Origin of the sequence: Pseudocitrobacter sp. RIT415, assembly GCF_003057695.2 — a bacterium.
GTDB lineage: Bacteria > Pseudomonadota > Gammaproteobacteria > Enterobacterales > Enterobacteriaceae > Pseudocitrobacter > Pseudocitrobacter faecalis.
In genome coordinates this window covers 1-21,508 of sequence record NZ_QBJC02000027.1, presented here as the reverse complement: position 1 = coordinate 21,508, position 21,508 = coordinate 1, and the positions used below count along the sequence as shown (strand labels likewise).

The window sequence follows — 21,508 nt, the reverse complement described above, 5'->3', positions numbered from 1 at the left end:
AATGATGGCATCCTTACCTGCCTTAACTAAAAATCATTCACACTATTTTAACTATTGAGACGAATCCGATCGACGTGAAAATGTCGCATGCCTACTATTAGGACACGGTTATAAATCAACAGCTTGATTTATAAGCATGGAAATCCCCTGAGTGAAACAATGAATTGCTGTGTGTAGTCTTTGCCCATCTCCCACGATGGGCTTTTTTTTATCACTTCACATCGCACCAACTCATCATGCGCCAGTTTTCGGGCAGAACCCGCGTTTCGCCTGTGACATTTACCGTCACCCGCCCCTGAATATCCGCCGACGAACGACCAATCTGGAACTCAAACTCACCGGGCTCCACGATGCGTTGCCCCTGATGGCTGGTGAAATTGAGCATATCCACCGGTATCATAAAGGTGAGCGTGGCCGATTCGCCTGGTGCCAGATCCACTCGCTGGAACGCTTTCAGTTCCTGGAGCGGTCTGACCATCGAGGCAATGTTGTCGCGTACATACACCTGCACTACATCGCTGCCGCTGCGCTCGCCGCTGTTTTTTACTGTGACGCTAAGCGTCACGTCGCCGTGAATATCCACATTTTCGCTTTGTAGCGTCGGCGTGCCATAATCGAACGTCGTCCAGCTCAGGCCATACCCAAACGGATACAGCGCGCCAAAATGAAAAGCGAACGGCGTGCCGCCGCTTTTCAGCTTATGGTTGTAATAAAACGGCATCGCCCCGGCACTTTTCGGCACGCTCACCACCAGCCTGCCCTGCGGTTCCGCGCGGCCGGTCAGCACATCAGCAATCGCCCAACCGCCCTCCTGACCCGGTGCCCATGCCAGCATAAACGCCGCCACCTTCGACTCCAGCCCTTGCAGGTTGTAGGGGCGTCCGCCCGTCATCACCACAATCACCGGTTTCCCGGTTGCCACCAGCGCTTCCAGCAACTGTTGCTGCACGCCCGGCAGATGTAAACTATCGGTGTCTGACCCCTCGCCCACAGTTCCGCTCTGGAACAGCCCGGCAAGATCGCCCACGCAGGCAATCACCACCTCACTTTCCCGCGCCGCGTTTACCGCATCGTCAATCAGCGAGATATCGAGGGAGACCGGGGATGATTGCATTGGCTTACCTGTACTGTCCCCCGGGAATACCGGCGCACCAGCCAGGCGTTCTTTGATGATGTGACAACCTTTGGCGTAGCGAATGTTGTCCTCGCCCAGATAACTGCGCAGCGCTGTCAACGGTGTGGTGACCTGCGCCGTGTTATCCACCATATCACTGATTATCAAATGTACCGGGAAACTGTAGCCGCTCAACAACGCCAGCGGATCGTCCGCCGTCGGGCCTACGATCGCCACGCGCGGTTTTCCTGTCAGCGGCAAAATGTTTCGGTTTTCCAGCAGCGTAATTGATCGCGTAGCAACGTCTCTGGCCGCCTGACGCGTGGCGGGAGACTGGAGGGAAATGGCGCTTTCGTCGGTATACGGATGTTCAAATAGCCCCAGACGGAATTTTACGGTGAGCAACCGCGCGACGATTTCATCAATTTTCGCCATGCTGATAAGCCCGCGTTCCAGCGCTTGCGCCAGATGACGCGCGCAATCATCTTTTGGCAGCTCAACATCCAGCCCGGCATTAAAGGCCAGTGCCGCCGAGTGCGCGGCATCTTCACTGACGCCATGGTGCTGATGCAGGAGGCTAACGCCGCCGTAATCCGCCACCACAATGCCATCGAACCCCCAGCGTTCTCGCAGCAGCGTGGTCAGCAGGAATGCATCGCTGTGCCCCGGTTGATTATCAATATCGTGATACGCAGGCATCACCGAACCGGCATTCGCCAGTTTCACCGCCATTTCAAAAGGCAACAGGAAAGTGTCGTTGAGTTCGCGAAAACCCAAATGCACTGGTGCATGGTTACGCGCGCCTTCGCTAAATGAGTGACCAACGTAATGCTTAAGCGTCGCCAGCACGTCGCGTTTCGCCCCCTGAAGCCCGTCAACGTACGCGCAGGCCATGACGCCCACCAGCCACGGATCTTCGCCAAAGGTTTCTTCGGTACGCCCCCAGCGCACATCACGCGAGACATCCAGCACCGGCGCCAGCCCCTGTTTACAGCCCGTTGTTCGCGCTTCTTCGCCAATCTGTTGTGCGGCGCGCCTGACCAGTTCAGGATCCCATGTGGACGCGTAATTCAGCGAGGAGGGAAATAAGGTTGCGTCTTTGCACAACAGGCCCACCAGGCACTCTTCGTGGAACAGTGCCGGAATGCCAAGACGCGTCTCTTCCATCAACATCTTTTGCAGGCGGTTAGCCGCCCGCACGCCGGTTCTCGCATCCACAATGTGTGTACCCAGCGGGCGCGTGATTTGGCCGACGCCCAACATTAAACGCTCGCCCAGCGATTCCTGCTCGCTGACGCCGGAAAATTCATCGCTCATATCGCTTCTTTCCCGGTGCTGACCGTCTTCAGACAGCACCAACCAGTAGGCATGCATCTGGGCAAATTTTTCTTCGGGAGTCATGCGTGCCAGCAGGTCGGCAACACGTGCGTTCACAGGATGCAGAGGGTCTTTATAAATGGGGGTCATCGCCTTCTCCTGAACAGGTTGAGTAAAACCAGTATTCAGAAGCACTACCGAGACAACAATTGTCTAAATTCGCAGAAGATTTACGTTTTTTGGTTTTTTCGCAGGAGTGTGATCGGTCGCAAGTTAAGGAGGGTCTGATAGGGAAGAAATAAGAAAGCCCCTGGCGTTGATTCCACCGGGGGCTTATTTAAAAGATTACTTGTTTAATTCTGCCAGGCTCAACCAGGTTTGTACTACCGTATCCGGGTTCAGGGAGAGGCTATCGATACCCTCTTCCATCAGCCAGGCGGCGAAGTCTTCATGGTCAGACGGCCCCTGCCCGCAGATACCCACGTATTTACCCTGTTTCTTCGCGGCACGAATGGCCATCGACAGCAGCGCCTTGACCGCGTCATTACGCTCGTCAAACAGTTCAGAGACCACGCCGGAGTCGCGGTCAAGGCCCAGCGCCAGCTGTGTCATGTCGTTAGAGCCAATGGAGAAGCCATCAAAATGTTCGAGGAACTGTTCGGCTAACAGAGCGTTAGACGGGATCTCGCACATCATGATGATTTTCAATCCGTTTTCACCACGTTTCAGCCCCTGACGCGCCAGTTCGTCTACCACAGCTTTCGCCTGTTCAACGGTGCGCACGAACGGAATCATGATTTCAACGTTAGTGAGCCCCATATCGTTACGCACGCGTTTCACCGCGTCACATTCCAGCGCGAAGCAGTCTCGGAAGCTTTCGGAAACATAACGGCCAGCGCCACGGAAGCCCAGCATGGGGTTCTCTTCATCCGGTTCGTAACGTTCACCACCGACGAGGTTAGCGTACTCGTTCGATTTAAAATCGGACAGACGCACAATCACGCGTTTCGGGTAGAATGCCGCGCCGAGCGTCGCGATCCCTTCCGTCAGGCGCCCCACATAAAACTCTTTTGGTGAGTCGAAGCCCTTCATCATCTCGCGGATTTCGTTTTGTAACGCGGGTTCCTGATCATCAAACTCCAACAACGCACGCGGGTGAACGCCAATCATACGGTTGATAATAAATTCCAGGCGCGCCAGACCTACGCCCTCATTCGGCAGGCAGGCGAAATCAAATGCGCGATCCGGGTTGCCGACGTTCATCATGATCTTCAGCGGCATGTCCGGCATGGTGTCAACGCTGGAGCTTTTAACGCTAAAGTCGAGCAGGTCAGCGTAAACGTAACCGGTATCCCCTTCCGCACAGGAAACGGTGACTTTCTCGTCATCTTTCATGCGTTCGGTCGCGTCGCCGCAGCCCACTACTGCCGGAATGCCCAGTTCGCGCGCGATGATCGCCGCGTGGCAGGTACGCCCGCCACGGTTAGTAACAATCGCCGCCGCTTTCTTCATGATCGGTTCCCAGTCCGGATCGGTCATGTCGGTCACCAGCACGTCGCCGGGTTCAATGCGGTTCATCTCACTGATGTCATGAATAACTTTTACCGGGCCCGCACCAATGCGATGACCGATAGCACGGCCTTCAGCAATGATTTTACCCTGTGAATGCAGCGTGTAACGCTCCATCACCTGGCCGCGAGAACGCACGGTTTCCGGACGCGCCTGAACGATAAACAGCTTACCGGTATGACCATCTTTGGCCCACTCGATATCCATCGGGCGGCCGTAGTGTTTTTCAATCTGGACAGCCTGTTTAGCCAGTTCCTGCACTTCCTCGTTGGTCAGTGAGAAGATATCGCGCTCCGCCTGCGGCACATCTTCAATTTTAACCTGTTTGCCATGCTCCTGAGTTGGCGCGTAGACCATACGGATTTTTTTGGAACCCATGGTACGGCGCACGATCGACGGGCGATTAGCCGCCAGGGTCGGTTTGTGGACATAAAATTCGTCCGGGTTCACCGCCCCCTGCACCACCATTTCACCCAGCCCCCAGGCCGAGGTGATAAACACCACCTGGTCGAAGCCAGATTCGGTGTCGATGGAGAACATCACGCCGGAAGACGCGAGATCGGAACGCACCATTCGCTGAACGCCCGCCGAGAGCGCAACGCCACGATGGTCGTAACCCTGGTGGACACGGTAGGAAATCGCGCGGTCGTTAAACAGCGAGGCGAAAACGTGTTTGACCGCAACCAGTACCGCGTCGTAGCCCTGGACGTTGAGGAAGGTTTCCTGCTGACCCGCGAAGGAAGCATCCGGCATATCTTCCGCTGTCGCCGAGGAGCGCACAGCAAAGGACGCATCGGCGTCATCCGCTGAGAGCTGGTTGTAGGCGTCACGGATAGCGGTTTCCAGTTCGCTCTGGAAAGGTGTGTCGATGATCCACTGGCGGATCTGCGCACCGGCTTTCGCCAGGGCGGTGACATCATCAATATCGGTTTGATCCAACAGTTGATAAATGCGCTGATTCACGCCGCTTTGGTCGAGAAATTGATTAAATGCATCGGCAGTGGTAGCAAATCCGTTGGGTACCGAAACACCCAGATCGGACAGGTTAGTAATCATTTCACCCAGGGAGGCATTTTTGCCCCCAACTCTGTCTACATCATTCATGCCGAGTTGGTTATACCAAAGCACCAGCGGTGACGAGCCATTGTTGGACATCGAGACAATCCTTTTTTGATTAAAAAAGCAGTGATTAAGAAACAACTGACTACTCAAATTATCCTGGCATATTTAAACAATTTAAAAAAACGGTGAATCGTTCAAGCAAATTAATTTTTTCTTTTTTAAGACAGATCCCCGTATTGCGTTAAGTCGCTGATTCTTTGGGAGAGTCGTTATAAAATGGGCTATGTTATGCATATTTTGAAAAATGAACCGGACTTTTCATAAAAAATAAAAATAGCGTTCCATTTTCAGATATCAGACAAATGCGGTGGGGTTTTCTGCGAATTTAATTTATGCTTTCAGACAATTAACCTCACTTTTCTGGATTGTTAAAATGGAAAATGCAGTCGACAGGCAGGTTTTTTATATTTCTGATGGCACGGCGATTACCGCTGAGGTGCTGGGCCACGCAGTGATGTCGCAGTTCCCGGTGGTCATCAACAGTATTACCCTGCCGTTTATTGAAAGTGAAAGCCGCGCCCGGGCGGTGAAAGATCAGATCGACGCGATTTATCAGCAAACCGGCGTACGCCCGCTGGTTTTCTACTCCATTGTTATCCCGGAAATCCGCGAGATCATTTTGCAATGTGAAGGATTTTGTCAGGATATTGTGCAGGCACTGGTTGCCCCGCTCCAGGAAGAACTCAAGCTCGATCCGACGCCAGTTGCCCATCGTACCCACGGGCTGAATCCGGGAAACCTGTTGAAATACGATGCGCGTATTGCGGCAATTGACTACACCCTGGCGCATGATGATGGTATTTCCCTGCGCAACCTCGATCAGGCGCAGGTTATTTTGCTCGGTGTGTCTCGTTGCGGAAAAACCCCAACCAGCCTCTATCTGGCGATGCAGTTCGGCATTCGCGCCGCCAACTATCCGTTCATCGCTGATGATATGGATAATCTGATCCTTCCTGCATCGCTCAAACCGTTGCAGCATAAACTGTTCGGCCTGACGATTAATCCTGAACGCCTGGCGGCGATTCGCGAGGAGCGTCGGGAAAACAGCCGCTACGCCTCAATGCGCCAGTGTCGAATGGAAGTGGCAGAAGTAGAAGCGCTGTATCGTAAGAATCAAATTCCCTGGATTAACAGTACCAATTACTCCGTTGAGGAAATTGCTACCAAAATCATGGACATCATGGGATTAAGCCGCAGAATGTACTAACGCACTAGTACGATACGGAAAATTTGTTTATCATAACGCCGTGAATGAATGCACATCACGCCCCGCTCTTGAAATCAGCCGGGATTGGTTTATCGTGATGTGCATCACTTCCCGGCGTTTTGTCTGGTGAAGAAACAAATTTCTGAGAAACTCATGAATAAGACCGATGAATTGCGTACTGCTCGTATTGAGAGCCTCGTTACGCCTGCTGAACTTGCTCAGCGTTACCCCGTCTCCCCGGATGTTGCCGCCAGCGTCACCGCTTCTCGTCAGCGGATTGAAAAGATCCTTAACGGTGAAGATCGTCGCTTGCTGGTGATTGTCGGGCCTTGCTCTATACACGATCTTGATGCGGCGATGGATTACGCGCGTCGTCTGCAAACCCTGCGCGAAAAGCATCAGGGCCAACTTGAAATCGTGATGCGCACCTATTTCGAAAAACCACGTACCGTTGTCGGCTGGAAAGGATTAATTTCTGACCCTGACCTGAACGGCAGCTACCGGGTTAATCACGGCATTGAGCTCGCACGTAAGCTGCTGTTACAGGTGAATACTCTCGGCGTGCCGACTGCGACTGAATTTCTGGATATGGTGACCGGTCAGTTTATCGCCGACTTGATTAGCTGGGGCGCAATTGGCGCACGAACCACCGAGAGCCAAATCCATCGCGAGATGGCTTCGGCGCTTTCCTGCCCCGTTGGCTTCAAGAATGGCACAGACGGGAATACCCGCATTGCTGTCGATGCTATCCGTGCTGCACGTGCCAGCCATATGTTCCTGTCGCCGGATAAAAACGGTCAGATGACCATCTACCAGACCAGCGGGAACCCTTACGGGCACATCATCATGCGCGGCGGTAAAAAACCGAACTACCACGCCGACGATATTGCTGCGGCCTGCGATACGCTGCATCAGTTTGATTTGCCAGAACATCTGGTCGTCGATTTCAGCCACGGCAACTGCCAGAAGCAACATCGCCGTCAGCTGGATGTCTGCGATGATATCTGCCAGCAAATCCGCAACGGATCGACCGCTATTGCCGGTATTATGGCCGAAAGTTTCCTGCGCGAGGGCGCGCAGAAGATTGTCGCCGACCAGCCGCTTACCTACGGACAATCGATCACCGATCCGTGCCTGAGCTGGGAAGATACCGAAGTGCTGCTGGAAAAACTGGCCGCCGCCGTCGCGACTCGCCTTTAGTCCTCTCCTCCCTGTCGTACTCACGATGGGGAGTGTCTTATCTCCTCCCGATACCTCTTTTCACAAAAAACGGTTGCACACGCTTATTCATTATTGATAATACTTATCATTGTTGTTTTTATTACTATTTTACTTTTTATGACGCTTATGGATGATAACGCAGAGCAAATTTCCGTTAAGGACAATACGCCCCGCCCGCAAAATCATGACCGCCGGGTAAACAGCGAGGTGTTGTTAGGTGAAGAGGGGCGCGTGGTGATAGAACATGAGGGTCAGGAGTATCTGCTGCGTCAGACGCAGGCCGGAAAGCTGATATTGACGAAGTAAGCGGCACAGCATTGCCTGATGCGCTTCGCTTATCAGGCCTACGTCCTGGTGCATGTGTAGGCCGGGCAAGCGCAGCGCATCCGGCATGTTGTTTAGCTGGAACAGCTCACTTCAAGCCGTTTACCCCAATCAGGCGGACGCTGAGCATAATCATCGTCACGATCGCCCCACGGATTTCTCAGAACGTTATGCAGCCGATGGAGTTCCTGATAATCGCCCTTCTCCGCTGTTTCTATGGCCCGTTGCGCCAGCCAGTTACGTAAAACAAACGCCGGGTTCGCCTGCTTCATCGCCTGCCGGCGTGTCGCATCGTCAATGCCTTCCGGTTGTATACGCGCCCGATACTGAGCAAACCAGCTATCAAAGGCGGCTCGGTCGATAAACTCGTCGCGCAACGGTGACGCGGCGCTTAACTGCTCCGTTTCGCTCAACATACGGAAGGTACGCGTATAATCACTGCCCTCTCGCGCCATGAGTGCAAACAACCCGTTAAGGAGATCGTTATCGCCCACCTCTTCAGTAAACAGCCCGAGCTTCTGACGCATACGCGTGCCATATTCGGTAAACAACGCAAGCTGATAGCCATCAAGCGCCTCATTTAGCGTGTCGACATCCATAAAAGCCGAGAGCGACTGCGCCAGACGTTGCAGGTTCCATAATCCCACTGCTGGCTGATTCTCAAAGCTATAACGCCCCTGGTAATCTGAATGATTACAAATAAAGCCAGGCTGATAGTCATCGAGGAAGCCAAATGGGCCGTAATCAATCGTCAAGCCCAGGATCGACATATTATCGGTATTCATTACGCCGTGGGCGAAACCGACCGTTTGCCAGCGTGCGATCATCAGCCCGGTGCGTTTCACCACATCACGGAACCAGAGTGCGTAGCGATCCGCCTCCTGGTGAAGTTGCGGCCAGTGATGACGAATGACAAAATCGGCCAGTTGCTTAACCTTGTCCATTTCACGACGATAGTAGAAATGCTCAAAGTGCCCGAAACGAACGTGACTTTGTGCGATACGCACGAGCATCGCACCCTGTTCAACGGTTTCACGCTGGATAGGGGTATCGCTGGTGACAATGGAGAGCGCACGCGTGGAGGGAATGCCGAGATAATGCATCGCTTCCGAAGCCAGACTCTCGCGTATGGTTGAGCGCAACACGGCGCGGCCATCCCCCATACGCGAATACGGAGTAAGGCCAGCGCCTTTCAGATGCCAGTCAATGGACGAGCCGTCAGGCAACTGCTGTTCACCCAGCAGGATGCCGCGTCCATCGCCCAGTTGCCCCGCCCAGACGCCAAACTGATGGCCGCTGTACACCTGCGCCAGCGGTTTCATGCCGGGGAGCAATTCTTCTCCGCCCCACACGCCAGCGCCACGTTCAGGCGCAAAGAGGGATGGCTCAATACCGAGTTCATCGGCAAGCGCTGTGTTATGCCATATCAGGCGGGCGTTCTTTAGCGGCGTCGGATTGAGTTCGCTGTAAAAATCTGGCAGCTCATCGCGCCAGCGGGTAGTAAAAGACAGGGTCATAGATCCTCCTGCCTGTAGTGTAGGGGTTAATGCCCGTTTAAACACCCGGCAATCTTCAGGGTTATCCCTGTACCAGCGTCAGCAATGAGGATTCCGGGACGGCGGGCCATAGCTCCCCCATCATGCCGCTAAATCCAAAAGGTAATACCCGCTCACGTGCCGATTCCGTATTAATTCCCGCAATCATAATGCTTTGACAATAAGGCTGAATTTGCGTGGTAATGGCACGAATAAAGGGCTCAAAAGAAGCGGAATCCAATTGACGCTGAACAAAGTGGCGGTCGATAACAATGCGCTGAAACAATCCAGCAAATACAGCCCGCGTTGAGGCTTCACCGGAACCAAAGTTTGCTAACGCCAGAGGGAAGCATTTCGCCAGAAACGTGAGTGGATGAGTATCATCCGGTTGGTTAAGACCAGGAAAACGTTCACTCACCACCAGTTCAACAAAGGGGTAACGTGAAAGCTCAGCCGCCAGGATAGCATCCTTGAGTAAAGTATCAACAATAGCAGGTGTGACAGAAAGCCACGCGGTCACCTGATGTTGAATAAAAAAGAGTTGGCAGGTATTAAGCAGAGCGAGCTTTTCGCGAAAAAGTACTAACTCCTCATCGGGCGTTAGTTTCGGCAGGATGAGATTCGTCGGGATGCGTACAGAATTTTCTACACCAATAAAATGTGCAACGACTTTTAAACCAATCAGTTTACCTTTGGCATTTCGGGCAGGTAAAAATAACAGCTCTGAACGCCAGGCACGGTCAAGGGTTACAATCATTGCGACAGCCCTTCTCGATAAGTCATTTCAAGGGTCCTGAAGTCACAAAACAATAAACGTGGGTCGATTGATTCTAGTCGGATTGCTTTCATTTTCCGTTTTATTTTCGCATTCCTTCGCTGGAATGTAATGATTGTAATCGAAAAGCATAGATTAATACAATCTATGACCAGTTAACCCTCATGTTGTTAACAAAAACAATAATGAGTTGTAATCTTTTTTAAAATAGCTTTAGTTTAAATACACCGAAGGGGCATCGCGCCCCTTCGTCATTCCTACATTAAATTCGTCTGGCCTGCCAAAACTTCTTGCGCCAGTAGACGTTGTCCAGCGATGATCGCGTGACGCCCTGGCTGGTCGATGCGTGAATAAACTGATTATCCGTGTCATAGATTCCCACGTGCAGGCCACTGTCCCCTGAGCCGGTTTTGAAGAACACCAGATCGCCTGGAAGAAGATCGTCTTTATCAATCTCAGTGCCAATCTTTGCCTGTTGACGCGTTTCACGCGGTAACTGCATTTCGAATTTATCGCGAAACGTGGTTAAGACAAATCCGGAACAATCAATTCCACGACGATTCATCCCACCGTAGCGATAAGGTGTACCGTGCCAGTTGCGCAACTGATCGTTTAAGTTAGCAATTACGGTTATCGAATCCGATAATCTTGGATTGGGCGGCGGCGCATGGTGACTACATCCCGCCAAAAATAAAGCCGTTATGAAAATAATCAAGAATCGCATATCCGGCGAATCCTCACTTTTTTTAATTTCCCGATAATTTAGCCCGGTTACTTATTCCCTGGCAAGTCAGCAATGACACTTAATGTTTCGCTGGCACCCGTATTTCGTTTTCCCGGACAGACTTAACCGGCAACCAGCATCTGGTGGCCGGCAATCTCCAGTCGCTGGAATGAAATATTATAGGCGCTAAAAAGTGAATTGGGCGTTAACACATCTTCCGTTGCCCCGCTGGCGATTAATTGCCCTTTGCATAACAGCCATACGCGATCGGCATGACGTAACGTATGGTTGAGATCGTGGCTACTCATCACTATCGCAATATCGCGAGCGCGCAACGCGTCCAGTACACTATCCAGCGCGGCCTGCTGTGCAACATCGAGGCTGTTCATGGGTTCATCCAGTAGCAGAAGCTGACCATGAGGATTGCCTGAGGGATGAATCTGCAGGATCACCGCCGCCAGCCGTACACGTTGCCACTCACCACCGGAGAGCTGATTGACGTAACGGCCCAGTTTATCCACCAGGCCTAACGCTTCCGTCACCTGTGCGCACAGTGTATGTTCGGTTTTATCATGCTGATGCAAAAGAAGAAAATGCCAGACAGGCATGGCGAATGGCGGTGCCTGATGCTGAGAGAGATACGCGCGCCTTTGCGCCAGTTCCCGCGATGCCCATTCACTTAACGGTTTTCCATTTAGCGTAACGACGCCCTTTCCGAAACTCAATCCCGCCATGCGGGTGAGTAGCGTGCTCTTCCCCGCACCATTTGGCCCCACGAGATGAATTATCTCGCCAGCGTGCACCTCCGCGCTAAACCGCGTTAAACGCGTTCCTTCGCAGACCTCTTGCAGTTGCATCAGCATTGTCATCACAGAGCCAGTGCTTTTTTAATCGCATTAATCAGAATCGGATCTTCCGGTGTCATATCCGGCGAGAAACGTGCGATGACGTGACCATCACGACCAACAAGGAATTTTTCAAAATTCCACAGTATGTCTCCAGGCTCGGCGGGCGCACGTCCTTTGTTGACCATTTTTTCGTAAAATTCGCTGCCCCCAGGCGCAATCGCTTTTGGCGCGGCACGCGTTAGGGTCTGATAGAGCGGATGACGTCCGCCGCCATTAACATCGATTTTGCTAAACATGGGGAATGTCACGCCATAGGTGGTGCGGCAGAATGTTTTAATGTCCTCTTCACTTCCCGGCTCCTGCCCCAGGAACTGGTTGCAGGGGAATCCCAGTACCGCAAAGCCTTCATCTTCAAGAGACATTTGCAGACTTTCCAGCTGTTCATACTGCGGCGTTAACCCGCATTTCGATGCCACATTCACGATTAACAAAACGTTGCCTTTGAAACGTTCCAGCGTCGTTTTTTCACCATCAATCGTTGTAACCTCAATGTTCAGAATCGAGTTTCCCATAATATCCTCATTAGATTAGGTACTGAGCCTCAACGCCCGGTTCGCAATAATAGCCAGATAAACACGGGCGCTCCCGTGGTTGCCGTCACAACACCGATAGGAAGTTCTGCCGCCTGAAGCGCCAGACGCGCAATGATATCCGCCACCAGTAGCGTGCTTGCCCCCGCCAGTGCGCAGGCGGGCAGCAGCACCCGGTGATCGGTCAGGCCACACAATCGCAGCATATGTGGCACCACAAGGCCGACAAAGCCGATTGCACCCGCCAGCGCCACGCTGACGCCAACCAGCCAACCGGTGGCGATCACCAACAGCTTACGCCACAGCCAGAGGGGGACACCAAGCTGCCGGGCAGACGTTTCACCCAGCGCCAGTAAATTTAACGGCTGCGATTGCAGGCAAATCCACACGATAACCGGAATCAGCCCCAGCATTAGCCAACTTTGTTGCCAGTCAACTCCACCAAAGCCACCCATCATCCAGTACATAAGCTGGCGCAAATCAAAAGACGTCGAGAAGTAAACGGCCCAGGTCATTAGCGCGCTGCAGATAATACCCAACGCCACACCGGCTAAGAGTAGCTTACTGGTGGAAAGATGCCGTCTGGCAAAACGCATCAGTATAAAGGTGATAAGCAATGCCCCGAGGATAGCCGACAGACCGAGCGCCCAGCCAGGCAGCATTCCCTGCCCTAACATGACCGCGGCAATCAGCCCGACACCAGCACCATTCGAAACCCCCAGCAGGCCAGGCTCCGCCAGCGGATTTTCAAACAACGCCTGCATTACCGCGCCAGACAACGCCAGCGCGGCGCCGACCAGCAGAACTGCAACGGTGCGCGGCAGGCGAATTTGCCAGATAAAGAGCTTTCCGGTAGCGCTAAACCAGTTGCCTGGGGCGATCCACTGGTCTCCGGCACACAGGCTGATCGTCAGCGCTATAAGCAGCGTGAGCGCCAGTACCCTGAGCCAGCGCCGATTGCGCCGCTGCTGAAGATGTACGTAGTCCAGCATAGTATTCCATGTGCCAGCAAGAGAGGTGTTTGATTTTACGGTGGTTCCACGCGCGGGAAAAGAAAAAAGGCCGCATAGCGGCCTTTTTGGTTAGTGCAAATTACTCTTCTTTGGGCGTCGCGTTTTCGACACGGCTTTTTAACTTCTGACCGGGTCTGAAGGTCACCACGCGCCGGGCTGTAATGGGAATATCTTCGCCCGTTTTCGGGTTACGACCCGGGCGTTGATTTTTGTCTCGCAGGTCAAAATTACCAAAACCGGAAAGTTTAACCTGTTCGCCATTTTCCAGAGCACGACGGATCTCTTCAAAAAACAGCTCAACCAGCTCTTTGGCATCCCGCTTGCTAAGCCCAAGCTTATCAAACAGATATTCTGACATTTCAGCTTTTGTAAGCGCCATAGGTTCAATCCCTCAATGATGCCTGGAATCGCTCTTTTAATGCCTCTACACACTTGGCAACGGTAGTGGCAATATCCTCTTCTTCAAGTGTACGGCTGGTATCCTGAAGGATCAGGCTGATAGCGAGGCTCTTATACCCCTCCGCAACACCCTTACCACGGTACACGTCAAATAAGTTTACGCCAACTATCTGATTTACGCCAACTTTCTTACATTCGGCCAAAATATCCGCTGCCGGTACGTTTTCTGCCACCACAACCGCGATATCACGACGGTTTGCCGGGAAGCGAGAAATCTCCTGCGCCTGAGGAACCACGCGGTCTGCGAGCTTGTTCCACTCCAGTTCGAACACCAGTGTGCGACCGTTGAGATCCAGTTTACGTTCCAGTTCCGGGTGAACAACCCCAATGAAACCAATACGTTCACCTTTCAGATAAATCGCCGCCGACTGGCCCGGATGCAGTGCCGGATTGGCTTCAGCTTTAAACTGAATATCAGACAGTTTACCGGTCAAATCGAGAACAGCTTCGAGATCGCCTTTTAAATCATAGAAATCAACGGTCTCTTTTGCCAGGTTCCAGTGCTCTTCGTAGCGGTTGCCACAAATCACGCCGCCCAGCATGAGGTCCTGACGAATACCCAGCGGTGCCTGGGTGTCCGGCACAAAGCGCAGACCGGTTTCAAAGATGCGCACGCGGTTCTGCTGACGGTTCTGGTTATAGACCACGGTGGTCAGCAGGCCGCTCCAGAGAGAAAGACGCATCGCAGACATTTCGCTGGAGATAGGGCTTGGCAGAATCAGCGCTTCTTCGCCCGGGTGAATCAGTTGCTGCACTTTCGGATCGACGAAGCTATAAGTAATCACTTCCTGGTAGCCTTTGTCATTCAGCATCGTTTTCACGCGCTTAAGCGACAGATTAGCTTCTTTATGGCTCCCCATCACCAGACCGGCCTGCACTGGCTCGTTCGGGATGTTGTCATAACCAAACAGACGCGCAACTTCTTCTACCAGGTCTTCTTCAATCTCCATGTCAAAACGCCAGCTCGGCGCAACGGCCTGCCACTGGTCGTTACCGACGGTCACTTCACAGCCCAGACGCTGGAGAATGTCGGTCACCACGTCATCAGCAATATGGTGACCAATCAGGCGATCCAGCTTAGTGCGACGCAGGGTGATGCTCGCACGTTTCGGCAGCGTGGATTCGTTGGTGACATCGATAACCGGGCCTGCTTCGCCGCCGCAGATATCCATCAGCAGGCGGGTGGCGCGCTCCAGGGCTTTGTACTGCAGCGCCGGATCGACACCACGCTCATAGCGGTGAGAGGCGTCCGTGTGCAGGCCATGACGACGCGCGCGACCCGTGATAGACAGCGGGTTGAAGAATGCGCACTCCAGCAGAACGTTTTGCGTTTCGCCATTCACGCCAGAGTGTTCACCACCAAAGATGCCGCCCATTGCCAGCGCTTTGTGATGGTCAGCAATAACCAGGGTATCGGATTTCAGTTTCGCTTCGCTACCGTCAAGCAGAACCAGCGTTTCGCCCTCTTTCGCCATGCGCACGACGATACCGCCTTCGATACGATCTTTATCGAATGCGTGCATCGGTTGGCCCAGTTCGAGCAGCACGTAGTTGGTGACGTCAACTACCGCGTCAATGGAGCGAATCCCGCAGCGACGCAGTTTTTCTTTCATCCACAGCGGGGTTGGCGCTTTAACGTTGATGCCTTTCACTACGCGTCCCAGATAGCGCGGACAGGCGTCGGCAGCTTCAACGGTGATAGGCAGCGTGTCGTTGATAGTGGCAGCAACCGGCGTGATTTCAGGCTCGACCAGCGGCAGTTTATTCAGCACGGCCACGTCACGAGCAACACCGATGATACCCAGGCAGTCGGCGCGGTTCGGCGTCACGCTGATTTCGATAGTGTTGTCATCAAGTTTCAGGTATTCACGGATATCGGTGCCGATTGGCGCATCTGCTGGCAGTTCAATAATGCCGCTATGGTCGTCGGAAATACCCAGCTCGGAGAAAGAGCACAGCATCCCTTCAGACGGTTCACCGCGCAGTTTTGCGGCTTTAATTTTGAAGTCGCCCGGCAGTACGGCACCGATGGTGGCTACCGCCACGCGCAGGCCCTGACGGCAGTTTGGCGCGCCACAGACAATATCAAGCAGGCGCTCACCGCCAACATTCACTTTTGTTACGCGCAGTTTGTCAGCGTTCGGGTGCTGACCACACTCAACCACTTCACCAACAACCACACCGTTGAAGGTGCCCGCAACAGGCTCAACACCGTCAACTTCCAGGCCAGCCATGGTGATTTGACCGGACAGCGCTTCGCTATCGATGGCCGGGTTAACCCATTCGCGTAACCACAGTTCACTGAATTTCATTGTTTTGCCCTGCCCTTATTTAAACTGTTTGAGGAAACGCAGATCGTTTTCGAAGAATGCACGTAAATCGGTGACGCCATAACGCAGCATGGTCAGACGTTCCATCCCCATACCGAAGGCGAAACCTGAGTATACTTCCGGGTCAATACCGACATTGCGCAGCACGTTCGGGTGAACCATACCGCAGCCCAGCACTTCCAGCCATTTACCATTTTTCCCCATCACGTCAACTTCCGCAGACGGTTCGGTGAATGGGAAATAGGATGGACGGAAACGAATCTGCAGATCTTCTTCAAAGAAGTTACGCAGGAAGTCATGCAGCGTACCTTTCAGATTGGTAAAGCTGATATTTTTATCAACGATCAGACCTTCCATCTGATGGAACATCGGGGTATGCGTTTGGTCGTAGTCGTTACGATATACGCGACCCGGCGCAATGATACGGATTGGCGGCTCCTGATCCTTCATGGTACGGATCTGTACGCCGGAGGTTTGGGTGCGCAGCAAACGCGTGGCATCAAACCAGAAAGTGTCGTGGTCAGCACGTGCCGGGTGATGTCCTGGAATATTCAGTGCATCGAAGTTGTGATAATCATCTTCGATTTCCGGGCCGGTCGCCACGGTAAAGCCGAGCTCACCGAAGAAACTTTCAATACGGTCGATAGTACGGGTAACCGGATGCAGACCACCGTTTTCAATACGACGCCCCGGCAGGGAGATGTCGATGGTTTCGGCAGCCAGACGGGCGTTCAGCACCGCACTTTCCAGCTCAGCTTTGCGGGCGTTCATCGCCTGCTGAACCTGCTCCTTTGCTTCGTTAATGACCGCACCTGCTGCCGGGCGCTCTTCTGGCGGCAGATCACGCAGTGTTGTCATCTGAAGGGTCAGATGCCCTTTTTTGCCAAGGTACTCGACGCGAACGTTATCTAACGTGGCGACATCCGAGGCCTGGTTAATGGCTGCCTTCGCACTGGCAACCAGCTCTGCGAGATGTGACATGGTTTTCCTCATTGTGTCGGTGAAGACACTGGTTCGTTGGACTTAATTTTTGTGCTGTACAAACGAAAAAAGCCTCCACTGGGGAGGCTTTCAGGCGCTGTTTTTCGTTTCTTTTTTCACGCGCTAGCCTCCTGGTTTCAGGTGCTAAAGTAAAAAAAGAAGCGGAAAATAGCAGCATTCATGCTTGCGTTACCTTAAGGGTAAAGTTTGTAAGACGTTTATTGAAAGGCCTGCCACAATAAAAGTCAATGTTTTGATAGCGTTGAAACGAAAAGAGGGAGACAAGCTCCCTCTTTCAACTGGCTTATGCCAGAGCTGCTTTCGCTTTTTCAACCAGAGCGGTGAACGCTACTTTGTCGAATACGGCGATATCAGCCAGGATCTTACGGTCGATTTCAACAGAGGCTTTTTTCAGGCCGTTGATGAATTTGCTGTAAGAAATACCGTTCTGACGTGCTGCAGCGTTGATACGTGCAATCCACAGTTGACGGAACTGACGCTTACGTTGACGACGGTCACGGTAAGCATACTGACCTGCTTTGATAACAGCCTGGAAGGCAACGCGGTATACGCGAGAACGCGCACCGTAGTAGCCTTTAGCTTGTTTCAAAATTTTCTTGTGACGTGCACGTGCAATTACACCACGTTTTACGCGAGCCATATGTGCTCTCCTGTATCTATTCTAATTAAAAAGTTAAAAAAACGTTAACGGCTTATGCGTACGGCAGGCACGCGATGACCAGGCCCAGATCGCCTTTGGAAACCATGGCTTTCGGACGCAGGTGACGTTTACGCTTGGTAGCTTTTTTGGTCAGAATGTGACGCAGGTTAGCGTGCTTATGCTTAAAACCACCTTTACCGGTTTTTTTGAAGCGCTTAGCAGCACCGCGTACGGTCTTAATTTTTGGCATTTTAATAACTTCCACTTCGCATTGTTAATAAACGAAACAAAGGCGAATCACCCTGTGAGCCGAGGCCCACAGGAATGATTACTTGATGGCCTTACTGTTTCTTCTTAGGAGCGAGCACCATGATCATCTGGCGGCCTTCGATCTTCGTCGGGAAGGATTCGACCACTGCCAGTTCACTCAGATCGTCACGGACGCGCGTCAGCACTTCCATACCAATCTGTTGGTGGGCCATCTCACGACCGCGGAAACGCAGCGTGATCTTGGCCTTATCGCCATCTTCCAGAAAGCGAATCAGGCTGCGGAGTTTTACCTGATAATCGCCATCGTCGGTACCAGGACGGAATTTAATTTCCTTAACCTGGATAACTTTTTGCTTTTTCTTCTGTTCCTTAGAAGACTTACTCTTTTCATAAAGGAACTTGCCGTAGTCCATGATACGACAAACTGGCGGTTCGGCGTTAGGGCTGATTTCAACTAAATCTACTCCAGCTTCTTCAGCTTTTTCGATTGCTTCTCTCAGACTCACAATTCCCAGCGCTTCGCCTTCCAGACCTGTTAAGCGAACTTCCTGGGCGCGAATCTCGCCATTGATACGATTCGGACGTGCCGTTTGAACTCGTTTTCCGCCTTTAATACCTTATTCCTCCAGTTGTTGAAGACTGCGGCTGCGAATCTCTTGTTGCAGCTTCTCGATCACTTCATTTACGTCCAGGCTGCCCAGGTCTTTACCGCGGCGGGTGCGAACGGCGACTTTGCCTGCTTCCACCTCTTTATCACCACAGACCAACATATAAGGGACACGACGTAAAGTGTGCTCGCGGATTTTAAAGCCAATCTTCTCATTTCTCAAGTCTGCTTTTACTCGAATGCCTGCATTTTGTAGTTTACGGGTCAATTCGTTAACATATTCAGACTGAGAATCAGTAATATTCATGACCACCACCTGCACTGGCGCAAGCCAGGTTGGGAAGAAGCCAGCGAACTCTTCGGTCAGGATGCCAATAAAGCGTTCCATCGACCCCAGAATTGCACGGTGAATCATTACCGGAACCTTGCGCTCGTTGTCTTCGCCTACATAAGAGGCGCTCAGACGAGACGGCAAGGAGAAGTCCAGCTGGACAGTACCGCACTGCCATGCACGATCGAGGCAGTCATACAGGGTAAATTCAATTTTCGGACCGTAGAATGCGCCTTCACCCAATTGATACTCAAACGGGATATTGTTTTCTTCCAGCGCTACCGCTAAGTCCGCCTCAGCACGATCCCACATTTCGTCGCTACCGATACGTTTTTCCGGGCGAGTGGAGAGTTTGACGACGATTTTCTCGAAGCCAAAGGTGCTGTACATATCGTAGACCATACGAATACACGCGTTCACTTCATCGCGGATTTGCTCTTCAGTACAGAAGATATGCGCATCATCTTGGGTGAATCCACGTACACGCATCAGGCCATGCAGCGCGCCTGACGGCTCGTTACGGTGGCAGCTACCGAATTCCGCCATACGCAGCGGCAGATCGCGGTAGGATTTCAGACCCTGGTTAAAGATCTGAACGTGGCCTGGGCAGTTCATTGGTTTGATGCAGTATTCACGGTTCTCAGAAGAGGTGGTGAACATTGCGTCTTTGTAGTTATCCCAGTGACCGGTTTTTTCCCACAGCACGCGGTCCATCATGAACGGACCTTTAACTTCCTGATACTGGTACTCTTTCAGTTTCGAACGCACGAACACTTCCAGCTCACGGAAGATAGTCCAGCCGTCGTTGTGCCAGAAGACCATACCCGGCGCTTCTTCCTGCATATGATACAGGTCGAGCTGCTTACCGATTTTACGGTGATCGCGTTTTGCCGCTTCTTCCAGGCGTTGCAGATACGCATTCAGCGCTTTTTTATCTGCCCACGCGGTACCGTAGATACGCTGCAACATTTTATTGTCGCTGTCGCCACGCCAGTACGCGCCTGCGGTTTTCATCAGTTTGAAGTGATGGCAGAAACGCATGTTCGGCACGTGCGGACCGCGGCACATGTCGACATATTCTTCGTGATGATACAAGCCAGGCTTGTCATCATGCGCGATGTTTTCATCAAGGATGGAAACTTTGTAGACTTCACCTCGTTTCACGAAAGTCTCGCGGGCTTCATGCCAGCTGACTTTCTTCTTGATAACATCGTAGTTTTTCTCGGCGAGCTCGTGCATACGTTTCTCGAGCGCGTCGATGTCTTCCTGGGTCAGGGTATGGTCAAGATCAACGTCATAGTAGAAGCCGTTGTCGATAACCGGACCGATTGCCATTTTTGTGTTCGGCCAGAGCTGTTTAATCGCGTGACCGAGCAGGTGTGCGCAGGAGTGACGAATGATCTCCAGCCCTTCTTCATCTTTCGCGGTAATCAAAGAAAGGGTTGCATCGTTTTCAATCACATCAGACGCATCGACCAGTTCACCATTAACGCGACCGGCGATAGTGGCTTTTGCCAGCCCTGGACCGATATCCAGAGCCACATCCATTGGGCTTACTGCGTGGTCGTAATGGCGTTGGCTGCCATCAGGAAGAGTAATTACAGGCATGTTATGTCCTTATTTGCAGTGGTGCCCCACACGAAAGAGCACATACAAAACAATATAATGAAATTTATCAACAAGTTATGGACTGATTCCCGCTTCACTCTGCGAAATATGAGGCATCGATACAAGGTACAGAGGCCACCTACATCCGCTTGTTGATAACACCGTTAGCTAGTTTACACATCATTGTTACCCGATTAAAGCCGCAATTCCCCTTCACCGCTTCTAATGCTGCTTTTCCCTCCAACAACAAACCGGAGAGCCACGAAAAGTTTGCAGGAAGCGAAAAGATTTTGGTCAGGAGAATGACGCGTGATAGGAAGGGAAAAATAAACAAAAAGTGCTATCGATTAACATTCTAATCGTTGTAGCAATGTTGTCGGTGTGAGGATAGGAAATAGAAAAATTAACAGACCTGCCATTTTTGTAGGCAATTCTGACAATTAACGGCCAATCAGCTAAAACTTAAAAATAGAAAAACCGGTACATCTTTACCCGGCTTTTTCTGACCACCAAACAATAAGTAATTCTTATTAATAAGGCGTGATGCTATCAGGACCACTCGCCTGCGACCAGGGTATGCACATTAAAGGCATCATCCATGGAATGACCAGTGGATTGAGAGCCAGGCGCGATGTTTGAGCCCGCTTCAACGTCATGTGCGGAGGTAATTCCGACGTGCTGGGTAACAGGAGTACTGGCAGAAGGCGTTGCAGGTTCAGCGGCAAAAACACCGAATGAAAGTGCAGACAGCACAGCTGCTGCCGTTGCGATTTTAATATTTTTCATAATGGTTATTCTCTGGTTTGATTAGCACTTTTGAATCCGGGCGTCATTTTTCACCCTTGATAACAGTGTAGATCCAGATCACACTTTTGACCAGCCCCATTATTTAGCTTTTCGTG

At 52.1% G+C, this 21,508-nt stretch carries 20 protein-coding genes, 1 other RNA gene and 1 other annotated feature; of the genes, 4 read left to right on the top strand and 17 right to left on the bottom strand.

Going from position 1 to position 21,508, the window contains the following annotated elements; translation table 11 throughout:
- Nucleotides 1–104: 104 nt before the first annotated feature.
- Nucleotides 105–212: antisense sRNA RprA (rprA, locus tag DBY68_RS20330), an RNA gene on the top strand.
- On the opposite strand, the gene DBY68_RS20325 is transcribed toward rprA, so the two are convergent.
- Both DBY68_RS20325 and ppsA read right to left on the bottom strand, forming a co-directional pair.
- The gene (locus tag DBY68_RS20325; RefSeq protein WP_108476840.1) at nt 212–2,581 is read right to left on the bottom strand and encodes a glycoside hydrolase family 3 N-terminal domain-containing protein; all 2,370 of its coding nucleotides are present in this window, start codon (nt 2,579–2,581) and stop codon (nt 212–214) included. The two genes, rprA and DBY68_RS20325, sit on opposite strands and share 1 nt — an antisense overlap.
- 195 nt (nt 2,582–2,776) lie before the next feature.
- The gene (ppsA, locus tag DBY68_RS20320) at nt 2,777–5,155 is read right to left on the bottom strand and encodes a phosphoenolpyruvate synthase (protein WP_108476841.1); all 2,379 of its coding nucleotides are present in this window, start codon (nt 5,153–5,155) and stop codon (nt 2,777–2,779) included.
- 340 nt (nt 5,156–5,495) lie between these two features.
- Between ppsA and DBY68_RS20315 the strand changes: the two genes are divergently transcribed.
- The 3 genes from DBY68_RS20315 to hemP all read left to right on the top strand — a co-directional run bounded on the left by DBY68_RS20315 (nt 5,496) and on the right by hemP (nt 7,856).
- Nucleotides 5,496–6,329, top strand: coding sequence for a pyruvate, water dikinase regulatory protein (locus tag DBY68_RS20315; RefSeq protein WP_108476842.1), 834 nt, complete (start codon nt 5,496–5,498; stop codon nt 6,327–6,329).
- 153 nt (nt 6,330–6,482) lie between these two features.
- Nucleotides 6,483–7,529: a 3-deoxy-7-phosphoheptulonate synthase AroH gene (gene aroH / locus DBY68_RS20310; protein ID WP_015964189.1), complete on the top strand. Its 1,047-nt coding sequence runs from the start codon at nt 6,483–6,485 to the stop codon at nt 7,527–7,529.
- A 99-nt stretch (nt 7,530–7,628) separates the two neighbouring features.
- Nucleotides 7,629–7,856: a hemin uptake protein HemP gene (gene hemP / locus DBY68_RS20305; RefSeq protein ID WP_199538679.1), complete on the top strand. Its 228-nt coding sequence runs from the start codon at nt 7,629–7,631 to the stop codon at nt 7,854–7,856.
- Between the two features lie 92 nt (nt 7,857–7,948).
- Here hemP and selO read toward each other — a convergent pair whose 3' ends face one another.
- The 15 genes from selO to DBY68_RS20225 form a co-directional block, all read right to left on the bottom strand.
- The gene (selO, locus tag DBY68_RS20300; protein ID WP_108476843.1) at nt 7,949–9,391 is read right to left on the bottom strand and encodes a protein adenylyltransferase SelO; all 1,443 of its coding nucleotides are present in this window, start codon (nt 9,389–9,391) and stop codon (nt 7,949–7,951) included.
- 61 nt (nt 9,392–9,452) lie between these two features.
- Nucleotides 9,453–10,166 carry an EAL domain-containing protein gene (locus DBY68_RS20295; RefSeq protein WP_108476844.1) on the bottom strand — a complete coding sequence of 238 codons (714 nt, stop codon included), beginning with the start codon at nt 10,164–10,166 and terminating at the stop codon, nt 9,453–9,455.
- Nucleotides 10,167–10,446: 280 nt separating this feature from the next.
- Nucleotides 10,447–10,908 carry an NlpC/P60 family protein gene (locus DBY68_RS20290; protein ID WP_108476845.1) on the bottom strand — a complete coding sequence of 154 codons (462 nt, stop codon included), beginning with the start codon at nt 10,906–10,908 and terminating at the stop codon, nt 10,447–10,449.
- Between the two features lie 122 nt (nt 10,909–11,030).
- A complete protein-coding gene (btuD, locus tag DBY68_RS20285; RefSeq protein WP_108476846.1) occupies nt 11,031–11,777 on the bottom strand; it encodes a vitamin B12 ABC transporter ATP-binding protein BtuD in 747 nt (248 codons plus the stop codon).
- Nucleotides 11,777–12,328 carry a glutathione peroxidase gene (locus DBY68_RS20280; RefSeq protein WP_108476847.1) on the bottom strand — a complete coding sequence of 184 codons (552 nt, stop codon included), beginning with the start codon at nt 12,326–12,328 and terminating at the stop codon, nt 11,777–11,779. Before DBY68_RS20280 ends, btuD begins: the two co-directional genes overlap by 1 nt.
- A gap of 29 nt (nt 12,329–12,357) precedes the next feature.
- The gene (gene btuC / locus DBY68_RS20275; protein WP_108476848.1) at nt 12,358–13,338 is read right to left on the bottom strand and encodes a vitamin B12 ABC transporter permease BtuC; all 981 of its coding nucleotides are present in this window, start codon (nt 13,336–13,338) and stop codon (nt 12,358–12,360) included.
- 100 nt (nt 13,339–13,438) lie between these two features.
- A complete protein-coding gene (gene ihfA, locus DBY68_RS20270) occupies nt 13,439–13,738 on the bottom strand; it encodes an integration host factor subunit alpha (RefSeq protein ID WP_003030571.1) in 300 nt (99 codons plus the stop codon).
- Nucleotides 13,739–13,742: 4 nt separating this feature from the next.
- On the bottom strand, nt 13,743–16,130 hold the full coding sequence (pheT, locus tag DBY68_RS20265) for a phenylalanine--tRNA ligase subunit beta (protein ID WP_108476849.1): 2,388 nt from the start codon (nt 16,128–16,130) through the stop codon (nt 13,743–13,745).
- Between the two features lie 15 nt (nt 16,131–16,145).
- Nucleotides 16,146–17,129, bottom strand: a complete 984-nt coding sequence (pheS, locus tag DBY68_RS20260; RefSeq protein WP_108476850.1) for a phenylalanine--tRNA ligase subunit alpha — start codon at nt 17,127–17,129, stop codon at nt 16,146–16,148.
- A gap of 62 nt (nt 17,130–17,191) precedes the next feature.
- Nucleotides 17,192–17,316, bottom strand: a sequence feature (Phe leader region).
- On the bottom strand, nt 17,267–17,311 hold the full coding sequence (gene pheM / locus DBY68_RS22965) for a pheST operon leader peptide PheM (RefSeq protein WP_001386830.1): 45 nt from the start codon (nt 17,309–17,311) through the stop codon (nt 17,267–17,269). It overlaps the preceding feature by 45 nt.
- 117 nt (nt 17,317–17,433) lie before the next feature.
- The gene (gene rplT, locus DBY68_RS20250) at nt 17,434–17,790 is read right to left on the bottom strand and encodes a 50S ribosomal protein L20 (protein WP_000124850.1); all 357 of its coding nucleotides are present in this window, start codon (nt 17,788–17,790) and stop codon (nt 17,434–17,436) included.
- A 52-nt stretch (nt 17,791–17,842) separates the two neighbouring features.
- Nucleotides 17,843–18,040, bottom strand: coding sequence for a 50S ribosomal protein L35 (rpmI, locus tag DBY68_RS20245; protein WP_001124225.1), 198 nt, complete (start codon nt 18,038–18,040; stop codon nt 17,843–17,845).
- Nucleotides 18,041–18,131: 91 nt separating this feature from the next.
- Nucleotides 18,132–18,674 carry a translation initiation factor IF-3 gene (gene infC / locus DBY68_RS20240; protein WP_071843507.1) on the bottom strand — a complete coding sequence of 181 codons (543 nt, stop codon included), beginning with the start codon at nt 18,672–18,674 and terminating at the stop codon, nt 18,132–18,134.
- A gap of 3 nt (nt 18,675–18,677) precedes the next feature.
- Nucleotides 18,678–20,606, bottom strand: coding sequence for a threonine--tRNA ligase (thrS, locus tag DBY68_RS20235; RefSeq protein ID WP_108476851.1), 1,929 nt, complete (start codon nt 20,604–20,606; stop codon nt 18,678–18,680).
- 549 nt (nt 20,607–21,155) lie between these two features.
- Nucleotides 21,156–21,392, bottom strand: a complete 237-nt coding sequence (locus DBY68_RS20225; RefSeq protein ID WP_108476852.1) for a hypothetical protein — start codon at nt 21,390–21,392, stop codon at nt 21,156–21,158.
- Nucleotides 21,393–21,508 lie beyond the last annotated feature (116 nt).